The sequence below is a fragment of the Desulfothermus naphthae genome, assembly GCF_054657475.1.
This window is the reverse complement of the sequence record NZ_BAAHYQ010000001.1, coordinates 118244-141584: the sequence shown is the minus strand read 5'-3', so window position 1 is coordinate 141584 and position 23341 is coordinate 118244. Positions and strand designations below refer to the sequence as shown.

Here is a 23341-nt window from a genome sequence, read left to right as displayed (position 1 = left end):
GGTAGTGATGTCTAAGAGGATGAATATAGAATGGCGAGAGAGGGAAAAGGAATTATTGGAATTGTATAAAAGAGAACAAGATGTTGAGATACGTTCTCGATTGCATGCATTTTGGCTTTTGAGGAAAGGGTATTCAGTAGCAGAGGTGAAAAAAGTTTTAGGTATCCATGAACGAACGCTTCGACGTTGGATAGCATGGTATAGGTCAGGGGGTATAGAAGAAGTGAGGCGACGAAAGAAAGGAGGGCGACAGGGGAGAGAATGCTGGTTGAGTGCAGAGCAAAAGGAGCAATTGAAAGCTAAGGCAGCAGAAGGAGTCTTTAAAACGATACAAGATGCTGTAGAGTGGGTAGCGAAAGAGTTCAAAGTCAAATACAGCTACTGGGGGATGCGATCGTTGTTTGTTCGGCTTGGTATCAAGAAGAAAGTTCCAAGGCCGAAAGCAGAAAAAGCCTGTGCCGAGGCACAAAAGGAGGGGAAAAAAGGGGGCTTGCTTCAGCTCTTAGGGAAAAAAATAGGGACGGGCGAATAATGGTTCACACATAAAGGAAGTGAACAAGGGCTGTCTACCTCTTTCTACCTTCTCTCCTGTTCATTATTTACTATTTTCCAAACTCCTCTTGCCATTTATTAAGTGGTGTTTTAATAAAAAAGTTATGGAGAGAAAATATATACAGAACCCTCATGACGCATTTGTGAAGGAAATCTTCTCACACAAAGAGCAGGCTGAAGATTTTTTAAAAAATTATCTGCCTCAAAATATCTGCAAATTAATTGATTTTAATTCTCTTGCCATTGTCAAAGACTCCTTTGTGGATGAAGATTTAAAAAGACATTTTTCTGATTTGCTCTATGAAGTTCAGATAAGTTCCAGAGATGGATTTATTTATTTGCTTTTTGAGCACAAAAGCATCCCGCAAAGATTCACTGCTCTGCAGCTTCTCAGATACATGGTCAAAATCTGGGATCTATATCTCAAACAAAATCAATCTTCTACTCTACCTGTTATTATTCCGTTAGTCATATACAATGGTTACAGAAAATGGACAATAAAAACAAACTTTTCCGATCTTTTTGGAGAGACTGAAAAAGAGTTAGATGTTTATATACCAGACTTTAATTACCTGCTTTATGACCTATCTAGTATATCTGAAGAAGAGATCAAAGGAACAGTGATATTAAAGGCTACTTTAATGGCCCTTAAATACCTTACAACACCTGAACCAGGTAAACATCTGGAGCGAATTTTCAATCTCTTTAAAGGACTTGGTGAGAGTAATACACCACTTCAATATCTGGAAACACTACTTCGCTATATAGTGAGTGCAACTGACAAGATAGAAGAAGAGGATATAAAAAAGGCAATAAAACAAATAGAAAAGGGGGCAGATATTATGCCAACACTTGCAGAAAAATGGATAGAACAAGGACGTACAGAAGGTCGTATAGAAGGTCGTATAGAAGGTCGTATGGAAGGTCGTATGGAAGGCATGATCCTGGATGCCCAGGAAATGGTCATGGAAGCTCTGATAGAGAGATTTGGGCTTGTTAAACCAGAGTTATCTGTTAAAATCAGAGGTGTGGGCAACAGAGATGTTTTAAAAATCCTGCATAAACTGGCTATTAGAGTAGAGTCCATACAGGAATTTGAAGAGAGATTAAAACAACTTGAATTGTAAGAGAAAGGTGTTATAGAGTGAACAGTGAACAGAATAAAATTTTCACCTCAAGTTGGGGGTAGATATTGTTCCTTTTCTTTGTAGGTTACTCATTATTCGCCCGTCCCTTTTTTTATTTATTCTTCCTATCCTCTCCAGTACCTTCGGATAACTTTTGATTCCTACTTTTCTTGTAAGAGATTGCTTGAGCCTTTGTAAATCTTTTTCCAGGCGCAGTTGAATACGATTTTTTATTGCCTCTTCCTTTTTGGCCCTACCGCTACTTTTACAATATAAAAATACCTCTTCAGGCTCTTCTACTCGTATCGCATATACTTTGCCACTATTACTCTCATGAACTATACTTTCTTCACCTGAGGGAAGTTCTTTTACTCGCCCTCTGTCTACACATATATAATCAAGTCCTTTGGCTCTGATTAGTTTTAAATTCTCTTCCGTGGCTATACTGCATCTATAACTACTGTAAGCTTGCCTGTAAGCGATCTTGGAGAATTTATAAAAAAAACATCTAAAATCTTCTCCAGTGTTGAGGCTTCCGACACATTACCAGGAAAAATCCTGCTGGCCTTGGGAAAACCATCTTCATCAAGTATTATACCTACTGTCACTAATGGCCTATCATTTCGTTTCTCCTTAGATAGACCTCTCTTTGACAATTCTGAGCTTGTAACCTTCCCCTCAAAATATGTATTAGTCAGATCATATAAAATAAGCTGTTCTCCAAGACCAAAAAGTTCTCTTTCTCTTTTTACCACCTTCTCTTCTATAGCTTCTTTATTGGCTATCAGCTTGTCCAGAGTCCTATATAAACTGGATAGCGATACCACTTTTGCATCAATATTCATTACCTCATCAAGCCCACTTAACCGGTGAAACCATTTATGAATTTCCCTCTCACTCCCACAATTTATCAGACTCCCAACTATAAGAACTTTTGCTCTATCTATATCCTTTCTATTAAAACCTATTTCCTTTAAAATTTTTGTAATCATAAGTTTATCATATGCCCAGGCCCCTACAACTTCTGCTCCAACACATCTGACATCTTCGTTTTTTACTGAAGCAACATCAACCATCTTCCAATGAGCCTCATGTTTTGCTTTCTCCTCACTCTTTTGAAGAGCTTTTTTTCTTATTAAACCTGCAAAACGTCTTGCAGGTTTTTCAATTTTTTCAGGGACTTTTAATAACGACAATTGTCCTTTTAATAATTCCTCAATTCTATTAGCAAGAAATTTTAACTCCTCCCTGGACAGATCCAGTTTTCCAAGGTTTAAAATAGTTCTCTGCCTGGGACCATCAGGGGTTCTGTAAGATTCTACTAATTGATGGTAGAAATAAGTTTTTCCAGATTTGGGATCGGTTTTTCTAATTTTGCGGATAAACATAGGTAAGGATTATATCAAATCGGTTTTTCTTTGTCAAGATGCGAAATATTTTCTCTACCACTACATTCAGTCTTTAAAAAATTTAATTCAATAATTCCAACAGATTATAACATTTTGCACCACAAAATCAACCAAATTTTTTATAAAAATCCTATTATTTTGACAAACTTGGGTTAAGATTTCCTTTTTGATCTGATTTTGGTTTGCCACCCTTCCAATCCTTGGAATAGACCACCTTTTTAATACGAGGAAGAAGTACAGTGTCAAAATAATCCGCCACTTCTACCAGGATATATTTCGGTGAATGTCAGTAAAGATGTCACCAAATTTTGCTGAAAGTATTCGATAATTTTAAAGTGAGCCGTCCCTCTTTCTAAGAGTAATAGATGAATGTTGGACTATTTTAAATTGTTATATATTATATATTTTTGTTAAATATGCTGTTAATGTCAAACAAAAAATTCCTTACCCAGAAATTTAAAGTCTAAAATCTAAGCCCTAGCACTGGTCAAGTTGTTTTAATTTTTCCTCAAACTCAGACAAAGAATCCACTCTAATAGCTAATTTAAGCAGGCTTTTTAAAACCTCTCTGTTAACTATTCCCTTAATTTTAACAGACAAATCTGGTTTAATAAGTCCAAACCTCTCTATCAAGGCCTCGAGAACCATTTCTTGAGCATCTAAGACCATGCCTTTAATCATCCCTTGTTGTTCTCCTTGTTCTATCCATTTTTCTGCAAGAGTTGGCATAATATCTGCCTCCTTTCCTATTTGTTTTATTGCTTCTGTTATGTCTTTTTCTTCTATTTTATCACTAGCACTTGCTATGTAACGTAAAAGTGTTTCTAAGTATTGAAGGGGTGTATTGCTCTCACCAAGCTCTTTAAAAAGACTAAAAATTCCTTTTAGATGTTTGCCTGGTTCAGGTGTTGTAAGATATTTTAGTGCCATTAAAGTGGCTTTTAATATCACTCTCCCCTTGATCTTTTCATCTGATAGAGTGGACAAATCATAAAGTAAATAATTAAATTCAGGTATATATTTATTTAGCTCCTTTTCTATTTCTCCAAAAAGATAGGAAAAATTTGTTTTTATCGTCCATCTTCTATGTCCATTATAAATTACAAGAGGGATAATAACAGGAAGAATAGGCTCATGGTGTTGTTTAAGATAAAGGTCCCAGATTTTCACCATGTAACGCAATAGTTGCAGACCAGTAAATCTTTGTGGAGTGCTTTTGTGCTCAAAAAGCAAATAAATAAAACCAGGCCTGGAGCTTAGCTGGACTTCATAGAGTAAATCAGAAAAATGTTCTTTTAAATCTTCATCTACAAAGGAATCTTTGACAAGACTAAGGGAATCAAAATCAATTAATCTGCAAATATCTTGAGGTAGATAATTTCTTAAAAAATCTTCAGCCTGCTCTTTATGAGAAAAGACTTCCTTAACAAATGCATCATGTGGATTTTGGATGTATTTTTTGTCCATAATTTTTTAATAAAACACCTTTTAAAGGATGGCAAGGGGAGTTTTGTTTGCTCCTCTTACTTGAGGTGGAAATTCTTCTGTTCACTGTTCACTCTTTATTTGCTTGGCACTTTTTCGCTTTTCAATTCCTGTGCTTGTATATTTGAAAAAATATGTAGAAAAAATCCAACTTTTTTATTACCATGCGATACTAGCAATACAATAATACCCAATCATCAAAAAGGAGACCACTATGAACAACACGTGTCCCCGCCTTATTGAAGTTGCTTTGCCTGTCAGGGAAATATCGGCTGAAAGCGTGCGGGATAAAAGTCTTCGGCACGGACATATTTCAACACTACATTTGTGGTGGGCCAGAAGGCCTCTTGCTGCTTGTCGTGCTGTTGTTTTTGCTTCTTTAGTGTTTGACCCTGATGATCCACGATGTCCAGAAGATTTTAAAGAAGCAGTGGAAAAGTATTTGAAAACAAATGTTCCTGAGGAACTTAAATATTATTATCGTGGCCGCAATGTAATTAAAGACAGCGATCCCTATCGTCCTTATGATGGAATGGAAGATACCCTTAGAAATCGCCTGCTCATGTTTATTGCCAAATGGTCAAAAGAGGCAATAGAATTTGAAATGGGCATACGCTCAAAACCGCCACAACCTAAACAACTACTTGATGACCGTAGCCTTATCAAATGGGAAATATCTAATCCAGAAAATGAACAGGGCAAAGAAGTACTTCATATTGCCAGAGAACTGGTAAAAATTGCAAATCAAGGCCAAATCCCCACTGTTCTTGACCCCTTTGCTGGCGGCGGAGCAATACCTCTGGAAGCTGGACGCATTGGCTGTCAACCAATTGCTAATGATTACAATCCAGTAGCTTATCTGATACTCAGGGCAACATGCGAATTTCCCCAGAAATATGGGAAACCTGGCAAGCGTAAGGTAATAAAAAAAGAATTAGACACCAAAAAAGAAGTTGAGGTAGAGGTCCCCAATGTTCTTGTCCATGATGTTGAGAAATGGGCAAATTGGATACTTGAGAAAACAAAACAAAAAATAGGTCATCTTTATCCTCCAGGAAAAGATGGCAGACCTGTTGTAGGATATTTATGGGCCAGAACTGCTCCGTGTTCAAATCCTTCCTGTAGGGGGGAGATACCTCTTTTGCGCAGTCTGCTTCTTTGTAATAAAGGTGGTAAAAAAGTTGTCCTTACAATGAATGTAGATAAGGAACAGAAAATTGTGAGATTTGGTATTGTTAAAGGAGAGGATATTGAAAGGACAGAAGGCACTATTGTTTCAAGAGGAGTAAAATGTCCATTTTGCGGACAAATTACTCATGTTGATACAATCCCAATGTCTCAGGAAAGATGTCGCGTTAGTGAGATAAGAAAGGGGTTCTTTTCTTGAGCTCTTATCTTATCATCCTTCCCCCTAGGGGGAAGGGGAAATTTTAACCTGGGCGAAAAGGAGTCTTTTATTATGTTTTATCCTGAAGATGTTAAAGAAAGTGTGCTTAAGCAAATTTTAACCACTTCAAAAACAGTTGCTGCTATTGCAAGAGAGAATAATATCCCCTATAGTACAGTGATGACATGGAAAATTAACGCTCAAAAAGGAAAAACAATGAATAAAAAATTTTCAGCTGAAGAAAAACTTAATTCCTAAAATTTGCATCATAAGATAATGTTTAGCTTGACAATATAGTGAATTAATGGTATAAAGTGTTTCAAATAGGAAGTATGAAGGAGGCACTGATTCTATGCGTAGATTCCATGTTAACCCAAGTTTGTCAAAATAATAAGATTTTTATAAAAAATTTGGTTGATTTTGTGATGCAAAATGCTATAATCTGTTGGAATTATTGAATTAAATTTTTTAAAAACTGAATGTAGTGGTAGAAAAAATATTTCGCATCTTGACAAAGAAAAACCGATTTGATATAATCCTTACCTATGTTTATCCGCAAAGTTAGAAAAACCGATCCCAAATCTGGAAAAACTTATTTCTACCATCAATTAGTAGAATCTTACAGAACCCCTGATGGTCCCAGGCAGAGAACTATTTTAAACCTTGGAAAACTGGATCTGTCCAGGGAGGAGTTAAAATTTCTTGCTAATAGAATTGAGGAATTATTAAAAGGACAATTGTCGTTATTAAAAGTCCCTGAAAAAATTGAAAAACCTGCAAGACGTTTTGCAGGTTTAATAAGAAAAAAAGCTCTTCAAAAGAGTGAGGAGAAAACAAAACATGAGGCTCATTGGAAGATGGTTGATGTTGCTTCAGTAAAAAACGAAGATGTCAGATGTGTTGGAGCAGAAGTTGTAGGGGCCTGGGCATATGATAAACTTATGATTACAAAAATTTTAAAGGAAATAGGTTTTAATAGAAAGGATATAGATAGAGCAAAAGTTCTTATAGTTGGGAGTCTGATAAATTGTGGGAGTGAGAGGGAAATTCATAAATGGTTTCACCGGTTAAGTGGGCTTGATGAGGTAATGAATATTGATGCAAAAGTGGTATCGCTATCCAGTTTATATAGGACTCTGGACAAGCTGATAGCCAATAAAGAAGCTATAGAAGAGAAGGTGGTAAAAAGAGAAAGAGAACTTTTTGGTCTTGGAGAACAGCTTATTTTATATGATCTGACTAATACATATTTTGAGGGGAAGGTTACAAGCTCAGAATTGTCAAAGAGAGGTCTATCTAAGGAGAAACGAAATGATAGGCCATTAGTGACAGTAGGTATAATACTTGATGAAGATGGTTTTCCCAAGGCCAGCAGGATTTTTCCTGGTAATGTGTCGGAAGCCTCAACACTGGAGAAGATTTTAGATGATTTTTTTATAAATTCTCCAAGATCGCTTACAGGCAAGCTTACAGTAGTTATAGATGCAGGTATAGCCACAGAAGAGAATTTAAAACTAATCAGAGCCAAAGGACTTGATTATATATGTGTAGACAGACGACGAGTAAAAGAACTTCCCTCAGGTGAAGAAAGTATAGTTCATGAGAGTAATAGTGGCAAAGTATATGCGATACGAGTAGAAGAGCCTGAAGAGGTATTTTTATATTGTAAAAGTAGCGGTAGGGCCAAAAAGGAAGAGGCAATAAAAAATCGTATTCAACTGCGCCTGGAAAAAGATTTACAAAGGCTCAAGCAATCTCTTACAAGAAAAGTAGGAATCAAAAGTTATCCGAAGGTACTGGAGAGGATAGGAAGAATAAAAGAGAAATACAGCAGTGTGTCGCAATTTTATGAGATTAAAGTAAAGGAAGAGAATGGCAAAGCAGTGGATATTTGCTGGAGAGTAAGAGATAAAGACAAACTTCATGTAAGATTTTCAGGAGCGTACAAACTTAGAACTTCCAGGACAGAGCTAAGTAATAAGGAATTATGGGAGATTTACAATCTTCTTTCAAATGTAGAAGCATCATTCAGGAGCTTAAAGAGTGAACTAAAATTAAGACCAATCTATCATAGAATAGATAAACGAATAACAGGTCATATTTTTTTAACCATATTAGCTTATCATCTGCTTTGTGTTATTCAAAGGAGATTGAGACAAAGAGGGATTTCAAAATTATGGGAAACAATAAGAAGAGAGTTAAGTACCATAATTAGAGTAACCACCACTATGATAACCCAGGAAGGTAAAACAATCCATCTGAGACAAATAACAGAATTAGAATCTTTTCAACTGGAGATATATAATGCCCTGGAACTTCCTTTAAAGCCTTTATCTAGCATTTTAAAAATTAATTGATAAATTTGTAGTGAAGAAAAAGATGATTGAATTCAATAATTACAATATCTTACAAAAAAAAGTGACAAACTTGGGTTAAGTTCACTGAAAAAAATCTTACGGGCAACGCCGGACTGGTATTGCTGGGCCTGTTTGCTGACAAACTGAAGGTTCCCAAGATGCTTGAGCAACACATTACTATTAAGCGGGGAGCTACCGCACAGTATAAGGTTTCCGACATTATCATGATTTTGATGATGGCAGTGTTAGCTGGGGCTAAGCATATGAGCCATGTATTTATCCTAAGATCTGATTTAGCATTGAGGTCGCTTTTTAAATGGGAAAGGTTTCCTGACTATACTACCATAAATCGGGTTTTTAAGTTGTTTAATCCCCGACATTGCAATGAGCTCTCCGATGTAGAAACAAAAGTGCGCAAAAAGGTTTGGGGTAAAAAATGGTTTAGCCGCATCACTTTAGATTTGGACTCTACAGTGCGTGGGGTGTATGGGAAACAGGAAGGTGCCGAGAAGGGTTACAACCCCAAGAAGCCAGGACAAAGGGGATATCATCCGCTCCTTTGCTTTATTGCTGAGACGCGGGAATGTCTTCACAACTGGTTTAGAGCCGGAGATGCTTATTCAGCCAATGGTTGTGTAGAGTTTATGCAAGAGTGCTTTGCCAAGCTTCCAAGGAGAGTCTGGAAAATTATTGTACGTGCAGATTCCGCCTTTTTTAATGGAGAACTTTTAGACTACTTAGAAGAGGCTCATGCTTTGTACTTAATCAAGGTTAAGATGCGAGGACTCACTCAGCTTTTAGAAGCTCAGAAATGGCACAAGGTTAAAAATAGACCTGGCTATGAGAAGACCGAATTCACATACAAATGTGAAAGGTGGAAGCACCCCCGCCGGTTTGTGGCCGTACGTCAAGTAATAGAGAGCAAATTTAGTTGCTTTTTTTTCAGCGTTACAAAGACTGAGTATGATTATTTTTGTTATGTAACAAATATGAACCTGAGTCCCTGGGACGTCCACAGGTATTATTGCCAACGGGGGGCCAGTGAAAACTGGATTGAGTGGTGTAAGGGAGAGATGGCCTCTGGAAGCATTTTGACACAGGATTTTTGGGCCAACTCCGCCATATTCCAGACCTGTATTCTGGCTTACAATCTACTGGTTTGGATGATGTGGCTCAACGATGAAGATGGTTTTAGAGAAGAGCCCAACACAATCCGCATGTTTCTAATCCATGTTCCAGCTCGGCTGATGCATGCGGGACGACAATGGTTCCTTCGATTATCGAGGGATTATTTTTTCAAAGAACGTTGGATAAAGATAGAAAATTCCATCCGGTCATTACAATTTGCTTAATCTTTTTTTGAGAGTATCCTCCAAAATAGGATTTTGCGTAAGTCCATGTGCAGTGGTGTGCCTTTACACACCCGTAAAGAGTGCCACTGACCGCAGCTTCTACCTGAAAAAGCCTTCCAAGTCACAATGAGGGAGACATATCCTTTAACATAACAGCTCCATATCTAGGTATCTCTGTCCAGAACAATCAGTTGCTTACGATTGAACTGTAATTGCAGATTTTAGGTAATTTACTTTTTCAATGTGCCTCAATGAGTGAGATTGAGGTGTCCAGGTTTTGTAGGGAAAAAGGCATATATCCGAGTACATTGGAGAAATGGAAACAGGCCTGTCTGGAAAATATTGATAACCGTTCTAATAAGGAATTCAAGAAAAAAGAGAAAAGATTAAAACAGAGGATTTGCAAGTTAGAAAGGGAAATACGGCGAAAGGACAAGACTATAGCAGAGACAACGGCTTTATTGGTGCTTAAAAAAAAATGGGAAAATTTCTTGGAGGAGCAAGAGGACGAAAGATAGAGTTACAACAAAAAGAATATGCTTACAAAGCTATAACACAAGCCAAAAAAGAGGGGTGTAGTTTGAAAAAAGCATGTGATCTTATTGGGATTTCAATAAGGACTTACCAACGATGGAAGAGTGCAGGGACTTTGGAAGATAAGAGAAAAGATGTCCCCAGGAAGCCAGCTAACAAGTTGTCTGAGCAAGAAAGAAAAAAGATCTTATCTATTTGTAATTCAGAGACCTTCAAAGAGTTATCCCCCAATAAGATTGTACCCATGTTAGCTGACAGAGGGCAATATATTGCATCAGAAAGTACTTTTTACCGTGTACTCAGAGAAGCAGGTCAATTGACACACAGACAAAGGTCTAAATCCAAGACATATTCCAAACCTAAACATTATAGAGCTTCAGGGCCGAATCAGATTTGGAGTTGGGATATCACTTATCTTCCTACATTAATCCAAGGCATGTTTTTTTATTTATACATGTACATAGATATTTATAGCCGTAAGATAGTAGGATGGGAGGTATATTCAGAACAAAAAAGTGACTTGGCAACAAAAGTACTAAATAGAGCTTTGCTTTGTGAAAATATTACAGGACAAGGGCTTGTGATTCATTCAGACAATGGTAAGCCTATGAAAGGCTCAAGCATGTTAGCTACTATGCAGAATTTAGGGATAGTGCCATCTTTTAGTCGCCCTCATGTTAGTGATGATAATCCATACATAGGGTCCCTTTTTAAAACAGTAAAATATTGTCCTGAGTATCCATGTAGATTTTCTAGTCTGGAAGAAGCCAGGAATTGGTGTCTTGAATTTGTTAATTGGTATAATTTTAAACATTATCACAGCAAAATTAAGTTTGTTACGCCTGAGCAGAGACACTTAGGCTTGGATATTGAGATTTTAGCCAAGCGTAAAGATGTATACAAAAAAGCCCGTTCTAAACATCCAGAACGGTGGTCTGGAAACATTCGGAATTGGGATCCTATTTTAAGTGTTGATCTCAATCCAAAAGCTAAACAACATCTTAAAAAGGTTGCTTGATGGGAAAAAATAAAATAACTTTTGGTGACATCTTTACTGACATTCACCGATTGTATTATCAGTACCACTATTTATTGAATATAAATCAATTATTAAACGAAATCGTTCAAAAATTAAATTATCAGATGAAAAAATAAATGATATTTTAAATTATTTGTGTTTAGTATCAGAACATCATGAGATTTATTATTTATGGAGACCATTTTTGAGAGATCCGAAGGACGATATGATACTCGAATTGGCAGTAACAGCTCGATGTAAATATATAGTGACTTACAATATAAGAGATTTTAAGGGAGTAGAAAAATTTGGTATAAAAGTCCTATCAGCAAAAGATTTTTTAAATAAAATAGGAGTCGTTAAATGAGTACATTAAGTGTACGATTACCTAACTCTCTTCATGAAACAGTACGAGAGTTATCCAAAAAAGAAGGAATATCAATTAATCAGTTTATTGCCTCTGCATTAGCAGAGAAGATTAGTGCGTTAATAACCTTAGATTATCTAAAAAAAAGAGCTAAGGAAGCTTCACGGGATAAGTTTTTAGATGCTCTAAAAGAAGTTCCAGACGTTGAACCATTTGAATATGATAAGCTGTAATAGCATAACAAAGTGCTATTATGTAAAAAGTCAAGCTCATAAATAAATTTTTTAAAAAAATTTTCGTTAAGGCACGGAAGTACTCCTTTTTTAATTCATAGGTAGTAGTAGAATAAGTATTAATGCAAGCTATTATTAACAGTCAGGGATTAGGCCCTGCTGCATGACCTAGAATTAACACATTTTAATGGCAGCCGCAGTCTGCAGCTTAGCGAAAGATGTTAAATCTTCCGCATCGACTTGTTTGCGGTCTGCCAAATTTTAAATGCATTAATTTATTCTACTATACCTGTTACATAAGGTTGTTTATTTAACCATACATGCCTTATTCTAGATAGAAGTTTTTTAGCTATTTTAATGATAGCTTGTTGTTTTTTCATTCTAGTTATTAATTTGTTATAACTTTCTAATAATGCAGGGTCTTTTCTAATTGCAACCCATGAGGCTTCTATTAATGCATATTTTAATCTGGAATTTTTTCTATATGTAAGTCCATATTCATAATGAGTATCTCCAGAGGAATATACAGAAGGAGTAAGACCCCCATATGATTTTAATTGGTCGAAATTTTTAAATCTTTTCATGTCAATAATTTCTGATAGGATAGTAAATGCTATTTTAGAACCTATACCTGGGACTGTTTTAAGAAGATAAAAGATTTCTTTAAAATAAGAGTTATTTATGAATTTTCTTATTTGTTTTAAGATATCATTTTGTTCTTTTCTAAAGAAACAGAGAATATTCAAAAGAGAGTGTAGAGTTTTATCTCCTGGTCCATTATCAATAGTTATGGAATAGAGGTGATTAATGAAGTTATTAGACCAATAAGATGTATGTTTTGGTAATGTTATACCGTTATAATCTAAAAAACTTTTTATTTGATTTTTGGTTCTAGTGATGTTTTTAGTGTAATTTAGATATAATCTTACTAAGGATCTTAAATGCTGAGCCTCTGGAGGCGGTACGTATATGGGTTTAAGATTATTATTTTCCAACTCTCTAGCTAATTTAATAGAATCGATTTTATCAGATTTTTTATCTTTTTCTTTATGAGTAGAAGGTATATCAGCAGGATTAACGACCATACAATTAATGCCCAATTTTTTAAATTTTCTATAGATCCAGAAGCCAAATCTTCCAGTTTCATATGCCACAAAGAAATTAGCACAAGGATAATTTTTATTAAGGAAATTAACGAGAATTTCAGGTATAGGGTCCCTGGCAAAAGATTTAATAAGCCCCGTTAGGTAGTGTAAAAAAATTTGTGTAAATTTTTTGTAGAAAAAATGGGCATCATCCTTTAGGGTGAGGTGAAAGGAAAAAATAACTTAAAAAACCCATAAAGGAGGATGCCCTATGTCTATATTCGAATGCAAGATTAGTTTGCCTGAAATTAAGGATTTTATCAAGGACTTAGTTTTAGTTCCTGAGAATATTTTTAAGTTGATAAGAAGAGATATTAAGGACCCCATAGGGAAATTTCTGACAAAGATGATGGAAGTTGAACTTACTATTTTTTTAGGAAGGCAGAAATATGAGAGGATTAAAGGAAAAAGGGAAAGGAATTACAGGAATGGATATACAACTAAGACATTTGCAATAAAAGGAATAGGGGGGATAAGGGTTCAAGTTCCTAGAGATAGACTTGGGAAATTTAATAGTAGAATTATTCCCAAGTATAAGAGACAGGAGGAAGAACTTAGCAGAGATATCTCCTTGTTGTTTTTAACAGGCCTAAGCACAAGAACGTTATCTATGATTTCTAAGCATTTATTGGGCTATAAAATAAGTCATAGTCAAGTATCTAACTGTACTAAAGAATTAAAGGAAGCAATAGAGAGATGGCGAAATCGGGATTTATCCCGAGAAAAAATAAAGTATTTATTTGTAGATGGAGTTAATTTTAAAATTCGAATAGGCAATAGCATAGAGAGTTTACCCATATTAGTAGCAATAGGAGTAAATGATAAGGGAATAAAAAAGGTGTTAGGTTTTCAAATGGGAGATAAAGAGAGCGCATCTTCCTGGCGAGAATTTTTTAAGGATTTAAAATCCAGAGGTCTGAAAGGCTCAGATATAAAATTAGGAGTAATGGATGGTCTTAGTGGTTTAGAAAGGGTTTTTAAAGAAGAATTTATAAATTCCAAAATTCAGAGATGTCTAGTTCATGTTATGAGAAATGTGCTATATAAAGTGCCTAAAAAGTATAAAAAAGAAGTAGCAGATGCTTTAAGAGATATATTTTATGCCGCATCTAAAAAAGAATCTTATGAGCTTTTTATGAAATTCAAACAAAAATGGGAAAAAATAATCCCTTCAGCAGTAAGGAGTTTAGAAAAAAGTTTTAAGTATTGTACAACATTTTATTCATTTCCTTATGAAGAATGGGTATCAATAAGAAGTACCAATATAATAGAAAGGTTGCATAAAGAGTTTAAAAGAAGAACAAAAAGTATGGAAATAATAGGAGGAGAGACAAGTTGCTACTTATTACTTTCTTTTATAAGCCTTAAAATGGAGTTATACTGGCAATCTCACCCTATAGGGATGATGCAAAATTCTTTGATTAACCTAAAAAATATTAATAAAATTTTTACACAAAATTCTTGACACAACCGCCCGTTTATGTCTAATAGAGATATACCAAGTTTTTTTATGGACATCAATTCCTATGAAAAAATCTTTACCTTTAAAAGAAATTTTTTTATTATTTTTTTGTTGTTTCATAAATGCTCTCCTGGGGTATAAGGTTTAAGTTTATTGATTCCCTCCTTATATCCTGGGAGGGTTAAACTCGTAAAGTGCTTTTTAGCATAAGGTCTGCAGTGGACTCGCAACCCGCCTGTGCCTACGGCTTGGCGGTTGCTCGCCACTGAGCTTTGCGTTAGCCCTAAATAAAAGTGATGAATAGAGAAGTAATAATAAAAAATTTACAGAAAATAAAAGAAAAATATAAAGATAAAATTATTAAGATAGGTATATTTGGCTCTGTAACAAGAAATAAATATAATCAAAAAAGTGATAAAGATGTAGTTGTAGGACAGAAATATGCAGATTTGTTTTTATTAGGTAGGATAAAAATAGAATTAGAAGAAAAATTTAATAATCATTTTGATACTATAATAGTTGCAAATGATATAAATCCATCTATGAAAAAAAGAATAGAAAGAGATTTTATTTATGTATAACGATAAGGAATTGATAATAGAAATTTTACAGCAAATAAATAATGCATTAGAAGTTGTTCTATATCATTTTGCACCAGTAAGAAAAGTATTAGATTTTACCAATTCTTTAGGAGATATGGAGAAATTGGATTCAATATGTATGTAACTTATAGCAATTGGAGAAACTGTTAAAAAAATAGATAAACTTATAGAAGGGAAATTATTTTCTAAATATCCCTCTATTGATTGGAAAGAGATAAAAGGAATGAGAGATATAATAAGTCATCATTATTTTGATATTGATGCAGAGATAATTTATGAAGTATGCAAGAATAAAATACCAGAGCTTAAAGATACAATAGAAGAGATTTTAAAAGACATATAAAATCAAAGGCTAACGAATAAGGTTAGATTGTGAGAGCGAGCGTAAGAGAGCGAACCACAATCTGAACCGTTTGTTGGACAAGCCCGGTTAAATATAGAAAATATCTTTTTGTGGCTATGGAGTGTTGATCAAGGAAAGTGGTGGTAAGGGGCATTGGTTGGATTAACCAATGCTATGGGAAGTTGATTTGTTGTTGCGATTGTCATTTTTTTTAATATCCAGGCAATTTTCAGGTAAAAAATTCTGTTTTTAGGGTATAACTATCCTTTGCCGGGGATTTTAAAAGATCTCCGGTTTTTTGAATCATATATAGTTTGAGCTTACATAATCATCCTCCCAGCCCCTTTCATGTACAATAACCAGGTTGCGATGGTAATAATCCAGGTATCATTGTTTTTATAATCTTCATGCTATTTCCACAGAGGGGGCAGACTATTGACGGTTTTGGTTTTCGTTTCCATTTGGTGAATGGATTAATACGGAGTATCAACTGTAAAAAACAGATTAATTTCTTGCTGCATGAGTGAAGAAAGCCATAACTTCTGCTTCTTCTAAAGCCTTTAGGCAATACATGGAGCATAATGAGATAGAGGAAGTATTCACCTGAAACGGTTCTGGTTTTATATTGCCTGGTTTTGGCATGGAAGTATCTGAAGGTGACCTTTCCGTTTTTGCATTTTAAGATGTCCTTTTCCCGAATAACTCCTCTGTAAAGATAATTGCCAAGATAGACAATGGCCTTTTCAGCGTTTCCGACGTTTTTACAGTGGACGATCCATTTTTTGGAGCAATTTTTGGGGAGTCTAAGTTTTGCATCTACAATGGCGTGCAGGAGTTTAGCCCTAAACACGGTTCCAAGAGCCTTTTGGTTAAAGAGGTATTTAGTGGATTTTGTTCGCCACAGCCCTGTTTTTGTATTGATGCTGGCTGCAGGCATGATTACATGGATGTGGGGATGATAGTTAAGGTTGCGGGAATGGGTATGAAGTACGGCAATAAAGCCTGCTGCACCGCCAAGTTTTTTATCGTTTTTTACAAAAGTCTTCAAGGTTTCCTGGACAGATTCAAACATCAGGGAATAGAAGGTTTTTTGATTTTTCCATGCCAGGTTTCTGAGCTGAGTGGGAAGAGTAAATGTAATCAGCCAGTAAGTAGCGGGAAGTTTTTTGCTCAACTGATTTTCTATCCATTGCTGGTTTTCATGGTTCTGGCAGTGAGGACAACTTCTGTGTCCACATGAATGTGGAATATAAACGGTGTGGGAGCAGTTATCATTTGAGCACCGTGCTAACATGAGAGGGCCATGTTTATCCCTGCAATGTTCCATGACATGTAGGGCCTTTTTATGGGCCGGCAGGACGAAATTTTTATACTTTACAAAAAAAGAATCTTTGAATTGGGTTATGATAGAAGAAAGGTAAATCATTGCACATCTCCCCATCTGATTTCAAGGTGATTGCTGAGGAAGTTTGCAGCCTTTTGAGCATTGGTTCCGGTTTTGTTGGTAAGGTGTGTGTATTTTGAGGTTGTGAGGATGCTGACATGCCCCAGGATTTTCTGTAATTCTACAAGGTCAACTCCGGCCTCCAGCATATGTGTCGCATAACTGTGGCGAAGAGAGTGACATGAAATTTTTTTTCTAATTTCTAGTTCTGTGACAACTACTTTCATGGCAGTCTGGATGCCACTTCTATCCAGTGGTTTGTCAACAAGATGGGCGTTTTTACGACCTCTTTTGCGATTTGGGAATATAAAGCGTGGATGTTTGTGAACTCTCCAAAAATTTCTGAGTACCTGTAAGGTTTTCCGTGGCAATGGGACTAATCTATCTTTTCTGCCCTTGGCATCACGAATATGAACCCTCATGTTTGTATAGTCGATATCTCCGAGGTGAAGCTCAATTCCCTCACCCAACCGCAATCCCAATGAATAGAGTGTGAAAAAGAAAACTTTGTAACTCAAACTTCTGGTAGCTGTTATTAATCGTTGAAGTTCTTCTATAGTCAGAATATCAGGAATTCTGGATGTTTTTGGCGGTTTAATCAAAGGGATATTTTCCCATGTTTTTTTCAGCACATAGGAATAAAAAAATTTGAGACCATAGAGATCGAGCTTGACGGCACTCCAGGAGTGGCTTGCCCGAAGATCGTTGAAGTAATCCAGAAGCTGGTCAGAGGATAGGTCGGATATTTTACAATCAAAGTAATTTCCGATTCGCCTAAGTGCCCTAGAATATGCCTCAATTGTTTTTGGCTGAAATCCGCTTAATTTCAGTAACTTAACATGTTTTTGATAATAAGCATTGAATTTGGGGTCAGTGGGCATGTTTGTGTTCATTATAACCTCCTAATTTAAGAGCCTCTTCTTGGCTCAATACTAGCTAACCTTTTATCACATAAACTTTATATTGCAATCATTAATTATCCGAAGTATAATTACCTAAAATTGCTTGCCGCTTTAGCGGCTTCGTCCAACAAGTCGGTTCAGCGGACTCGCTACCCGCTCGCCGCTGACCTCTAACGTTAAACAGACAGATAGAAATATCTAAGTTCGTATAAAAACAACATGATCGAATCTATAATAAAATTGATAACTGCTATAATTGAATACTTAAGAGAAAGAAATATCCCTTTTAAAAAAGTTTTTCTTGGATTAATCTTAATATTTGTGATTAGTATTATAGGATTTTGGAGCTGGAAAAAGTATAATAAAATTTATATAAAAATTATATCTCCTGTTAATGGCCAAATAGTAAATCAGATTGAAACCATTAGAGGAACTTATCGAAATGTTCCGTCAGATTTTAGAATTTGGATTGTAGTCTACTCACATTCTGACAGAGTATTCTATCCACATCAAAGCCATGCTATTATTACTAATCAAGGTAATTGGGTTAGTTATAATGTTAATATAGGTTCAAGTGCTGACTCAGGTGAAGAATTTGATATAATTGCCTTGTTAGTTGATAATAAGGCTCAAGAAGAATTTGAGCAGTGTAACAGTAGACCTATTGGTTGTTGGTTAAATATACTTCCTAATGGAACAAAAGAATTTGATGAAATTACAGTACAACGAAAATAATACCAATTTTTTTGTAAATATCTTCTTAATACACAAAGGGAGGTTATAGCAATGGTTAAAAGTAACAAAAAAATTTTAATAGTTTTATTTTGGGTTTTGTTTTCTTTAATGAAGGTATCATTACAAGCAGAAGAAATATGTTTAAAAAATGCATGGAATGCTTTTAATAAAGAAAACTATGAACATGCAATAAAATATGCAGATAAGTGTATTGATGAATTTGGCAAACAAGCTGCTAAAATACAAAAGAATTTAGAATTAAAACATATACCTGAACCACCAACAGGTAAAGTTTCTAGTCCAGAAAAGCATAAAATATTTGAACGAGGACTTTTAAATGATGTCGCAACTGCTTATTGGATAAAGGGAAGATCCGCTGAATTTTTATATAAAAAAACTAAAAATTTGAAATATAAAAGAATAGCTGAGGAAGCTTATAAAACTGTGTGTAAAAAGTATAAATATGGAAGAACTTGGGATCCCCGAGGTTGGTTTTGGTCACCGTGTGAGGCAGCTTCAACTCGATTACCGATTGAATGAATTAAATGTGCTGTTTAACAAGATGCTATTATGTAAAAAGTCAAGCTCATAAATAAATTTTTTAAAAAAATTTTCGTTAAGGCACGGAAGTACTCCTTTTTTAATTCATAGGTAGTAGTAGAATAAGTATTAATGCAAGCTATTATTAACAGTCAGGGATTAGGCCCTGCTGCATGACCTAGAATTAACACATTTTAATGGCAGCCGCAGTCTGCAGCTTAGCGAAAGATGTTAAATCTTCCGCATCGACGTGTTTGCGGTCTGCCAAATTTTAAATGCATTAATTTATTCTACTATACCTGTTACATAAGGTTGTTTATTTAACCATACATGCCTTATTCTAGATAGAAGTTTTTTAGCTATTCTAATGATAGCTTGTTGTTTTTTCATTCTAGTTATTAATTTGTTATAACTTTCTAATAATGCAGGGTCTTTTCTAATTGCAACCCATGAGGCTTCTATTAATGCATATTTTAATCTGGAATTTTTTCTATATGTAAGTCCATATTCATAATGAGTATCTCCAGAGGAATATACAGAAGGAGTAAGACCCACATATGATTTTAATTGGTCGAAATTTTTAAATCTTTTCATGTCAATAATTTCTGATAGGATAATAAATGCTATTTTAGAACCTATACCTGGGACTGTTTTAAGAAGATAAAAGATTTCTGCACTGGATTTTTACTGCACTGGATTTTTACTCCGCTCCGCTCCGTAAAAACCAGTGAGTTCAGACGTTCGGCTACAAAATTAGGCTTGAAATAACATGAATACCGTGATAATGATTATACATGATATTATCGTTTAAAAATCTTGGCACAGAGGATATTTTCAATGGGAAAAATACTAAAAGAGCTAGGAAAACCTGTCCTGAACAACTTTGGAAAATTGCAAGAAGAAAACTAGATCAACTTGATTCTGCGGCAACACTAGAAGATTTATCCATTCCTCCTGGTAACAAGCTAGAAATCCTAAAAGGGAATAGAAAAGGCCAGTACAGCATAAGAATAAACGATCAATATCGTATTTGTTTTATATGGGAAGATAAGGGTCCATCAGAAGTAGAAATAGTAGATTACCATAAGGGGTAAATAAGAATGATAAGAATACCAACACATAGAAAACCAACTCATCCAGGAGAGATGCTTTTGGAAGAATTTTTGAAACCCATGGGTATAACTCAAAAAGAGCTTTCTAAAGGTATAAAAGTTCCATATCAAAAGATAAATGAGATTATAAATGGAAAAAGAGGCATTACACCAAGCACTGCTTTGAGATTGGCCAAATTTTTTGGCACAAGTGAAGATTTTTGGCTTAATTTACAACTTAGATGGGATCTTTATCGTGCAATGAAGAAGGAAAAAGAGATATTAAAAGAGATTGAGCCATTGAAATTGAGGCATGAACCAGCAGAAGTCTAAAAAATATTGAAAGCCGAACGAATAAGGTTAGATTGTGAGAGCGAGCGTAAGAGAGCGAACCACAATCTGAACCGTTTGTTGGACAAGCCCGGTTAAATATAGAAAATATCTTTTTGTGGCTATGGAGTGTTGATCAAGGAAAGTGGTGGTAAGGGGCATTGGTTGGATTAACCAATGCTATGGGAAGTTGATTTGTTGTTGCGATTGTCATTTTTTTTAATATCCAGGCAATTTTCAGGTAAAAAATTCTGTTTTTAGGGTATAACTATCCTTTGCCGGGGATTTTAAAAGATCTCCGGTTTTTTGAATCATATATGGTTTGAGCTTACATAATCATCCTCCCAGCCCCTTTCATGTACAATAACCAGGTTGCGATGGTAATAATCCAGGTATCATTGTTTTTATAATCTTCATGCTATTTCCACAGAGGGGGCAGACTATTGACGGTTTTCGTTTCCATTTGGTGAATGGATTAATACGGAGTATCAACTGTAAAAAACAGATTAATTTCTTGCTGCATGAGTGAAGAAAGCCATAACTTCTGCTTCTTCTAAAGCCTTTAGGCAATACATGGAGCATAATGAGATAGAGGAAGTATTCACCTGAAACGGTTCTGGTTTTATATTGCCTGGTTTTGGCATGGAAGTATCTGAAGGTGACCTTTCCGTTTTTGCATTTTAAGATGTCCTTTTCCCGAATAACTCCTCTGTAAAGATAATTGCCAAGATAGACAATGGCCTTTTCAGCGTTTCCGACGTTTTTACAGTGGACGATCCATTTTTTGGAGCAATTTTTGGGGAGTCTAAGTTTTGCATCTACAATGGCGTGCAGGAGTTTAGCCCTAAACACGGTTCCAAGAGCCTTTTGGTTAAAGAGGTATTTAGTGGATTTTGTTCGCCACAGCCCTGTTTTTGTATTGATGCTGGCTGCAGGCATGATTACATGGATGTGGGGATGATAGTTAAGGTTGCGGGAATGGGTATGAAGTACGGCAATAAAGCCTGCTGCACCGCCAAGTTTTTTATCGTTTTTTACAAAAGTCTTCAAGGTTTCCTGGACAGATTCAAACATCAGGGAATAGAAGGTTTTTTGATTTTTCCATGCCAGGTTTCTGAGCTGAGTGGGAAGAGTAAATGTAATCAGCCAGTAAGTAGCGGGAAGTTTTTTGCTCAACTGATTTTCTATCCATTGCTGGTTTTCATGGTTCTGGCAGTGAGGACAACTTCTGTGTCCACATGAATGTGGAATATAAACGGTGTGGGAGCAGTTATCATTTGAGCACCGTGCTAACATGAGAGGGCCATGTTTATCCCTGCAATGTTCCATGACATGTAGGGCCTTTTTATGGGCCGGCAGGACGAAATTTTTATACTTTACAAAAAAAGAATCTTTGAATTGGGTTATGATAGAAGAAAGGTAAATCATTGCACATCTCCCCATCTGATTTCAAGGTGATTGCTGAGGAAGTTTGCAGCCTTTTGAGCATTGGTTCCGGTTTTGTTGGTAAGGTGTGTGTATTTTGAGGTTGTGAGGATGCTGACATGCCCCAGGATTTTCTGTAATTCTACAAGGTCAACTCCGGCCTCCAGCATATGTGTCGCATAACTGTGGCGAAGAGAGTGACATGAAATTTTTTTTCTAATTTCTAGTTCTGTGACAACTACTTTCATGGCAGTCTGGATGCCACTTCTATCCAGTGGTTTGTCAACAAGATGGGCGTTTTTACGACCTCTTTTGCGATTTGGGAATATAAAGCGTGGATGTTTGTGAACTCTCCAAAAATTTCTGAGTACCTGTAAGGTTTTCCGTGGCAATGGGACTAATCTATCTTTTCTGCCCTTGGCATCACGAATATGAACCCTCATGTTTGTATAGTCGATATCTCCGAGGTGAAGCTCAATTCCCTCACCCAACCGCAATCCCAATGAATAGAGTGTGAAAAAGAAAACTTTGTAACTCAAACTTCTGGTAGCTGTTATTAATCGTTGAAGTTCTTCTATAGTCAGAATATCAGGAATTCTGGATGTTTTTGGCGGTTTAATCAAAGGGATATTTTCCCATGTTTTTTTCAGCACATAGGAATAAAAAAATTTGAGACCATAGAGATCGAGCTTGACGGCACTCCAGGAGTGGCTTGCCCGAAGATCGTTGAAGTAATCCAGAAGCTGGTCAGAGGATAGGTCGGATATTTTACAATCAAAGTAATTTCCGATTCGCCTAAGTGCCCTAGAATATGCCTCAATTGTTTTTGGCTGAAATCCGCTTAATTTCAGTAACTTAACATGTTTTTGATAATAAGCATTGAATTTGGGGTCAGTGGGCATGTTTGTGTTCATTATAACCTCCTAATTTAAGAGCCTCTTCTTGGCTCAATACTAGCTAACCTTTTATCACATAAACTTTATATTGCAATCATTAATTATCCGAAGTATAATTACCTAAAATTGCTTGCCGCTTTAGCGGCTTCGTCCAACAAGGCGCTCAAGCTGACCGACAACCCGCTGCGCCCTTAGGGCTTGGGGTTGTCGGCAGCTTAGCTTTAACGTTAGTGCGCCAGGCGCAGCTTGGCACTTCTTATAGGATGCCCTGCCAATGTTTATAGGCAGGAAGTCCCTATCGGGCAAAGCCTGACCAGCAGCCCGTACCGAGTGTTGCGCCTATGGCGGAGTCATGAAAAGAACTTTGTGGCGAACAAAACAGGTGAAGCGTACCCAGGGAACTTTATAGGCCGCAAGGGAGACGTATCTCCCTTAAGCAATACAGCCTCGTAAGAAGGAACAAAGCAGTTGGCGACGGTGTTAACGTGCTGAAAGCCTGCACAAAGGAATCGCTTTGGTAAGATTCCTGAGGGACTGCCGGTGTCCGAGAGCGTGGCATGTAGAGAGAGAGGCGTCAGGAACCTGGGAGACCCTGACACCTCCTC

The 23341-nt window shown here is 36.1% G+C and carries 25 protein-coding genes and 1 pseudogene; 18 read left to right on the top strand and 8 right to left on the bottom strand.

The annotated features are described in order from the left end of the window. Positions 1-7: 7 nt before the first annotated feature. Positions 8-532 carry a helix-turn-helix domain-containing protein gene (locus ACYQ1E_RS00685; RefSeq protein ID WP_459874737.1) on the top strand — a complete coding sequence of 175 codons (525 nt, stop codon included), beginning with the start codon at positions 8-10 and terminating at the stop codon, positions 530-532. A 124-nt stretch (positions 533-656) separates the two neighbouring features. After that, the gene (locus ACYQ1E_RS00680) at positions 657-1679 is read left to right on the top strand and encodes an Rpn family recombination-promoting nuclease/putative transposase (protein ID WP_459874736.1); all 1023 of its coding nucleotides are present in this window, start codon (positions 657-659) and stop codon (positions 1677-1679) included. 440 nt (positions 1680-2119) lie between these two features. On the opposite strand, the gene ACYQ1E_RS00675 is transcribed toward ACYQ1E_RS00680, so the two are convergent. Then, positions 2120-3067 carry an IS1634 family transposase gene (locus tag ACYQ1E_RS00675; RefSeq protein ID WP_459874735.1) on the bottom strand — a complete coding sequence of 316 codons (948 nt, stop codon included), beginning with the start codon at positions 3065-3067 and terminating at the stop codon, positions 2120-2122. Positions 3068-3565: 498 nt separating this feature from the next. Further along, positions 3566-4555: an Rpn family recombination-promoting nuclease/putative transposase gene (locus tag ACYQ1E_RS00670; RefSeq protein ID WP_459874734.1), complete on the bottom strand. Its 990-nt coding sequence runs from the start codon at positions 4553-4555 to the stop codon at positions 3566-3568. Between the two features lie 232 nt (positions 4556-4787). Between ACYQ1E_RS00670 and ACYQ1E_RS00665 the strand changes: the two genes are divergently transcribed. The 8 genes and pseudogenes from ACYQ1E_RS00665 (at position 4788) to ACYQ1E_RS00630 (ending at position 11821) form a co-directional block, all read left to right on the top strand. Next, complete coding sequence (locus ACYQ1E_RS00665; protein WP_459874733.1) at positions 4788-5960, top strand: DUF1156 domain-containing protein; 1173 nt, start codon at positions 4788-4790, stop codon at positions 5958-5960. A 72-nt stretch (positions 5961-6032) separates the two neighbouring features. Beyond that, positions 6033-6218 carry a transposase gene (locus ACYQ1E_RS00660; protein ID WP_459874732.1) on the top strand — a complete coding sequence of 62 codons (186 nt, stop codon included), beginning with the start codon at positions 6033-6035 and terminating at the stop codon, positions 6216-6218. A 287-nt stretch (positions 6219-6505) separates the two neighbouring features. Beyond that, positions 6506-8317 carry an IS1634 family transposase gene (locus tag ACYQ1E_RS00655; protein WP_459874731.1) on the top strand — a complete coding sequence of 604 codons (1812 nt, stop codon included), beginning with the start codon at positions 6506-6508 and terminating at the stop codon, positions 8315-8317. A 77-nt stretch (positions 8318-8394) separates the two neighbouring features. After that, positions 8395-9669, top strand: a pseudogene (locus ACYQ1E_RS00650) (IS1380 family transposase); the annotation flags it as partial. 251 nt (positions 9670-9920) lie between these two features. After that, the gene (locus tag ACYQ1E_RS00645) at positions 9921-10187 is read left to right on the top strand and encodes a transposase (RefSeq protein ID WP_459874730.1); all 267 of its coding nucleotides are present in this window, start codon (positions 9921-9923) and stop codon (positions 10185-10187) included. Then, entirely contained in the window at positions 10148-11221 is a 1074-nt protein-coding gene (locus tag ACYQ1E_RS00640; RefSeq protein WP_459874715.1) for an IS3 family transposase, read from the top strand. Before ACYQ1E_RS00645 ends, ACYQ1E_RS00640 begins: the two co-directional genes overlap by 40 nt. A gap of 49 nt (positions 11222-11270) precedes the next feature. Continuing rightward, on the top strand, positions 11271-11588 hold the full coding sequence (locus ACYQ1E_RS00635; protein ID WP_459878418.1) for a PIN domain-containing protein: 318 nt from the start codon (positions 11271-11273) through the stop codon (positions 11586-11588). After that, positions 11585-11821 (top strand): YlcI/YnfO family protein, encoded by a 237-nt coding sequence (locus ACYQ1E_RS00630; protein ID WP_459874729.1) that lies wholly within the window; start codon positions 11585-11587, stop codon positions 11819-11821. The genes ACYQ1E_RS00635 and ACYQ1E_RS00630 overlap by 4 nt, the downstream gene beginning before the upstream one ends. A gap of 275 nt (positions 11822-12096) precedes the next feature. Here the strand turns inward: ACYQ1E_RS00630 and ACYQ1E_RS00625 are convergent, their stop codons facing one another. Further along, a complete protein-coding gene (locus tag ACYQ1E_RS00625; protein ID WP_459878415.1) occupies positions 12097-13023 on the bottom strand; it encodes an IS110 family RNA-guided transposase in 927 nt (308 codons plus the stop codon). Positions 13024-13177: 154 nt separating this feature from the next. Here ACYQ1E_RS00625 and ACYQ1E_RS00620 point away from each other — a divergent pair, with 154 nt between their 5' ends. From ACYQ1E_RS00620 to ACYQ1E_RS00605, 4 genes are all read left to right on the top strand, one after another. Continuing rightward, a complete protein-coding gene (locus tag ACYQ1E_RS00620; RefSeq protein WP_459874728.1) occupies positions 13178-14431 on the top strand; it encodes an IS256 family transposase in 1254 nt (417 codons plus the stop codon). 293 nt (positions 14432-14724) lie between these two features. Further along, entirely contained in the window at positions 14725-15009 is a 285-nt protein-coding gene (locus ACYQ1E_RS00615) for a nucleotidyltransferase family protein (RefSeq protein WP_459874727.1), read from the top strand. Beyond that, complete coding sequence (locus ACYQ1E_RS00610; protein WP_459874726.1) at positions 15002-15154, top strand: hypothetical protein; 153 nt, start codon at positions 15002-15004, stop codon at positions 15152-15154. The genes ACYQ1E_RS00615 and ACYQ1E_RS00610 overlap by 8 nt, the downstream gene beginning before the upstream one ends. A 3-nt stretch (positions 15155-15157) precedes the next feature. Continuing rightward, positions 15158-15373, top strand: coding sequence for a HepT-like ribonuclease domain-containing protein (locus ACYQ1E_RS00605; RefSeq protein WP_459878412.1), 216 nt, complete (start codon positions 15158-15160; stop codon positions 15371-15373). Positions 15374-15719: 346 nt separating this feature from the next. Here ACYQ1E_RS00605 and ACYQ1E_RS00600 read toward each other — a convergent pair whose 3' ends face one another. Both ACYQ1E_RS00600 and ACYQ1E_RS00595 read right to left on the bottom strand, forming a co-directional pair. Next, positions 15720-16799 (bottom strand): IS91 family transposase, encoded by a 1080-nt coding sequence (locus ACYQ1E_RS00600; protein WP_459874725.1) that lies wholly within the window; start codon positions 16797-16799, stop codon positions 15720-15722. After that, entirely contained in the window at positions 16796-17710 is a 915-nt protein-coding gene (locus tag ACYQ1E_RS00595; protein WP_459874719.1) for a tyrosine-type recombinase/integrase, read from the bottom strand. Before ACYQ1E_RS00595 ends, ACYQ1E_RS00600 begins: the two co-directional genes overlap by 4 nt. Positions 17711-17938: 228 nt before the next feature. On the opposite strand from ACYQ1E_RS00595, the gene ACYQ1E_RS00590 reads away from it, so the two are divergent. Together ACYQ1E_RS00590 and ACYQ1E_RS00585 are read left to right on the top strand one after the other, a co-directional pair. Further along, positions 17939-18454 (top strand): hypothetical protein, encoded by a 516-nt coding sequence (locus ACYQ1E_RS00590; protein ID WP_459874724.1) that lies wholly within the window; start codon positions 17939-17941, stop codon positions 18452-18454. A gap of 51 nt (positions 18455-18505) precedes the next feature. Further along, the gene (locus ACYQ1E_RS00585; RefSeq protein WP_459874723.1) at positions 18506-18994 is read left to right on the top strand and encodes a hypothetical protein; all 489 of its coding nucleotides are present in this window, start codon (positions 18506-18508) and stop codon (positions 18992-18994) included. A 285-nt stretch (positions 18995-19279) separates the two neighbouring features. Here the strand turns inward: ACYQ1E_RS00585 and ACYQ1E_RS00580 are convergent, their stop codons facing one another. Beyond that, a complete protein-coding gene (locus ACYQ1E_RS00580) occupies positions 19280-19663 on the bottom strand; it encodes a transposase (protein WP_459878409.1) in 384 nt (127 codons plus the stop codon). Positions 19664-19788: 125 nt separating this feature from the next. Between ACYQ1E_RS00580 and ACYQ1E_RS00575 the strand changes: the two genes are divergently transcribed. Both ACYQ1E_RS00575 and ACYQ1E_RS00570 read left to right on the top strand, forming a co-directional pair. Continuing rightward, on the top strand, positions 19789-20088 hold the full coding sequence (locus ACYQ1E_RS00575) for a type II toxin-antitoxin system RelE/ParE family toxin (protein ID WP_459874722.1): 300 nt from the start codon (positions 19789-19791) through the stop codon (positions 20086-20088). 6 nt (positions 20089-20094) lie between these two features. Further along, a complete protein-coding gene (locus ACYQ1E_RS00570; protein WP_459874721.1) occupies positions 20095-20418 on the top strand; it encodes a HigA family addiction module antitoxin in 324 nt (107 codons plus the stop codon). Between the two features lie 351 nt (positions 20419-20769). Here the strand turns inward: ACYQ1E_RS00570 and ACYQ1E_RS00565 are convergent, their stop codons facing one another. Together ACYQ1E_RS00565 and ACYQ1E_RS00560 are read right to left on the bottom strand one after the other, a co-directional pair. Then, positions 20770-21843: an IS91 family transposase gene (locus ACYQ1E_RS00565; protein WP_459874720.1), complete on the bottom strand. Its 1074-nt coding sequence runs from the start codon at positions 21841-21843 to the stop codon at positions 20770-20772. Then, on the bottom strand, positions 21840-22754 hold the full coding sequence (locus ACYQ1E_RS00560) for a tyrosine-type recombinase/integrase (protein WP_459874719.1): 915 nt from the start codon (positions 22752-22754) through the stop codon (positions 21840-21842). The genes ACYQ1E_RS00565 and ACYQ1E_RS00560 overlap by 4 nt, the downstream gene beginning before the upstream one ends. Positions 22755-23341 lie beyond the last annotated feature (587 nt).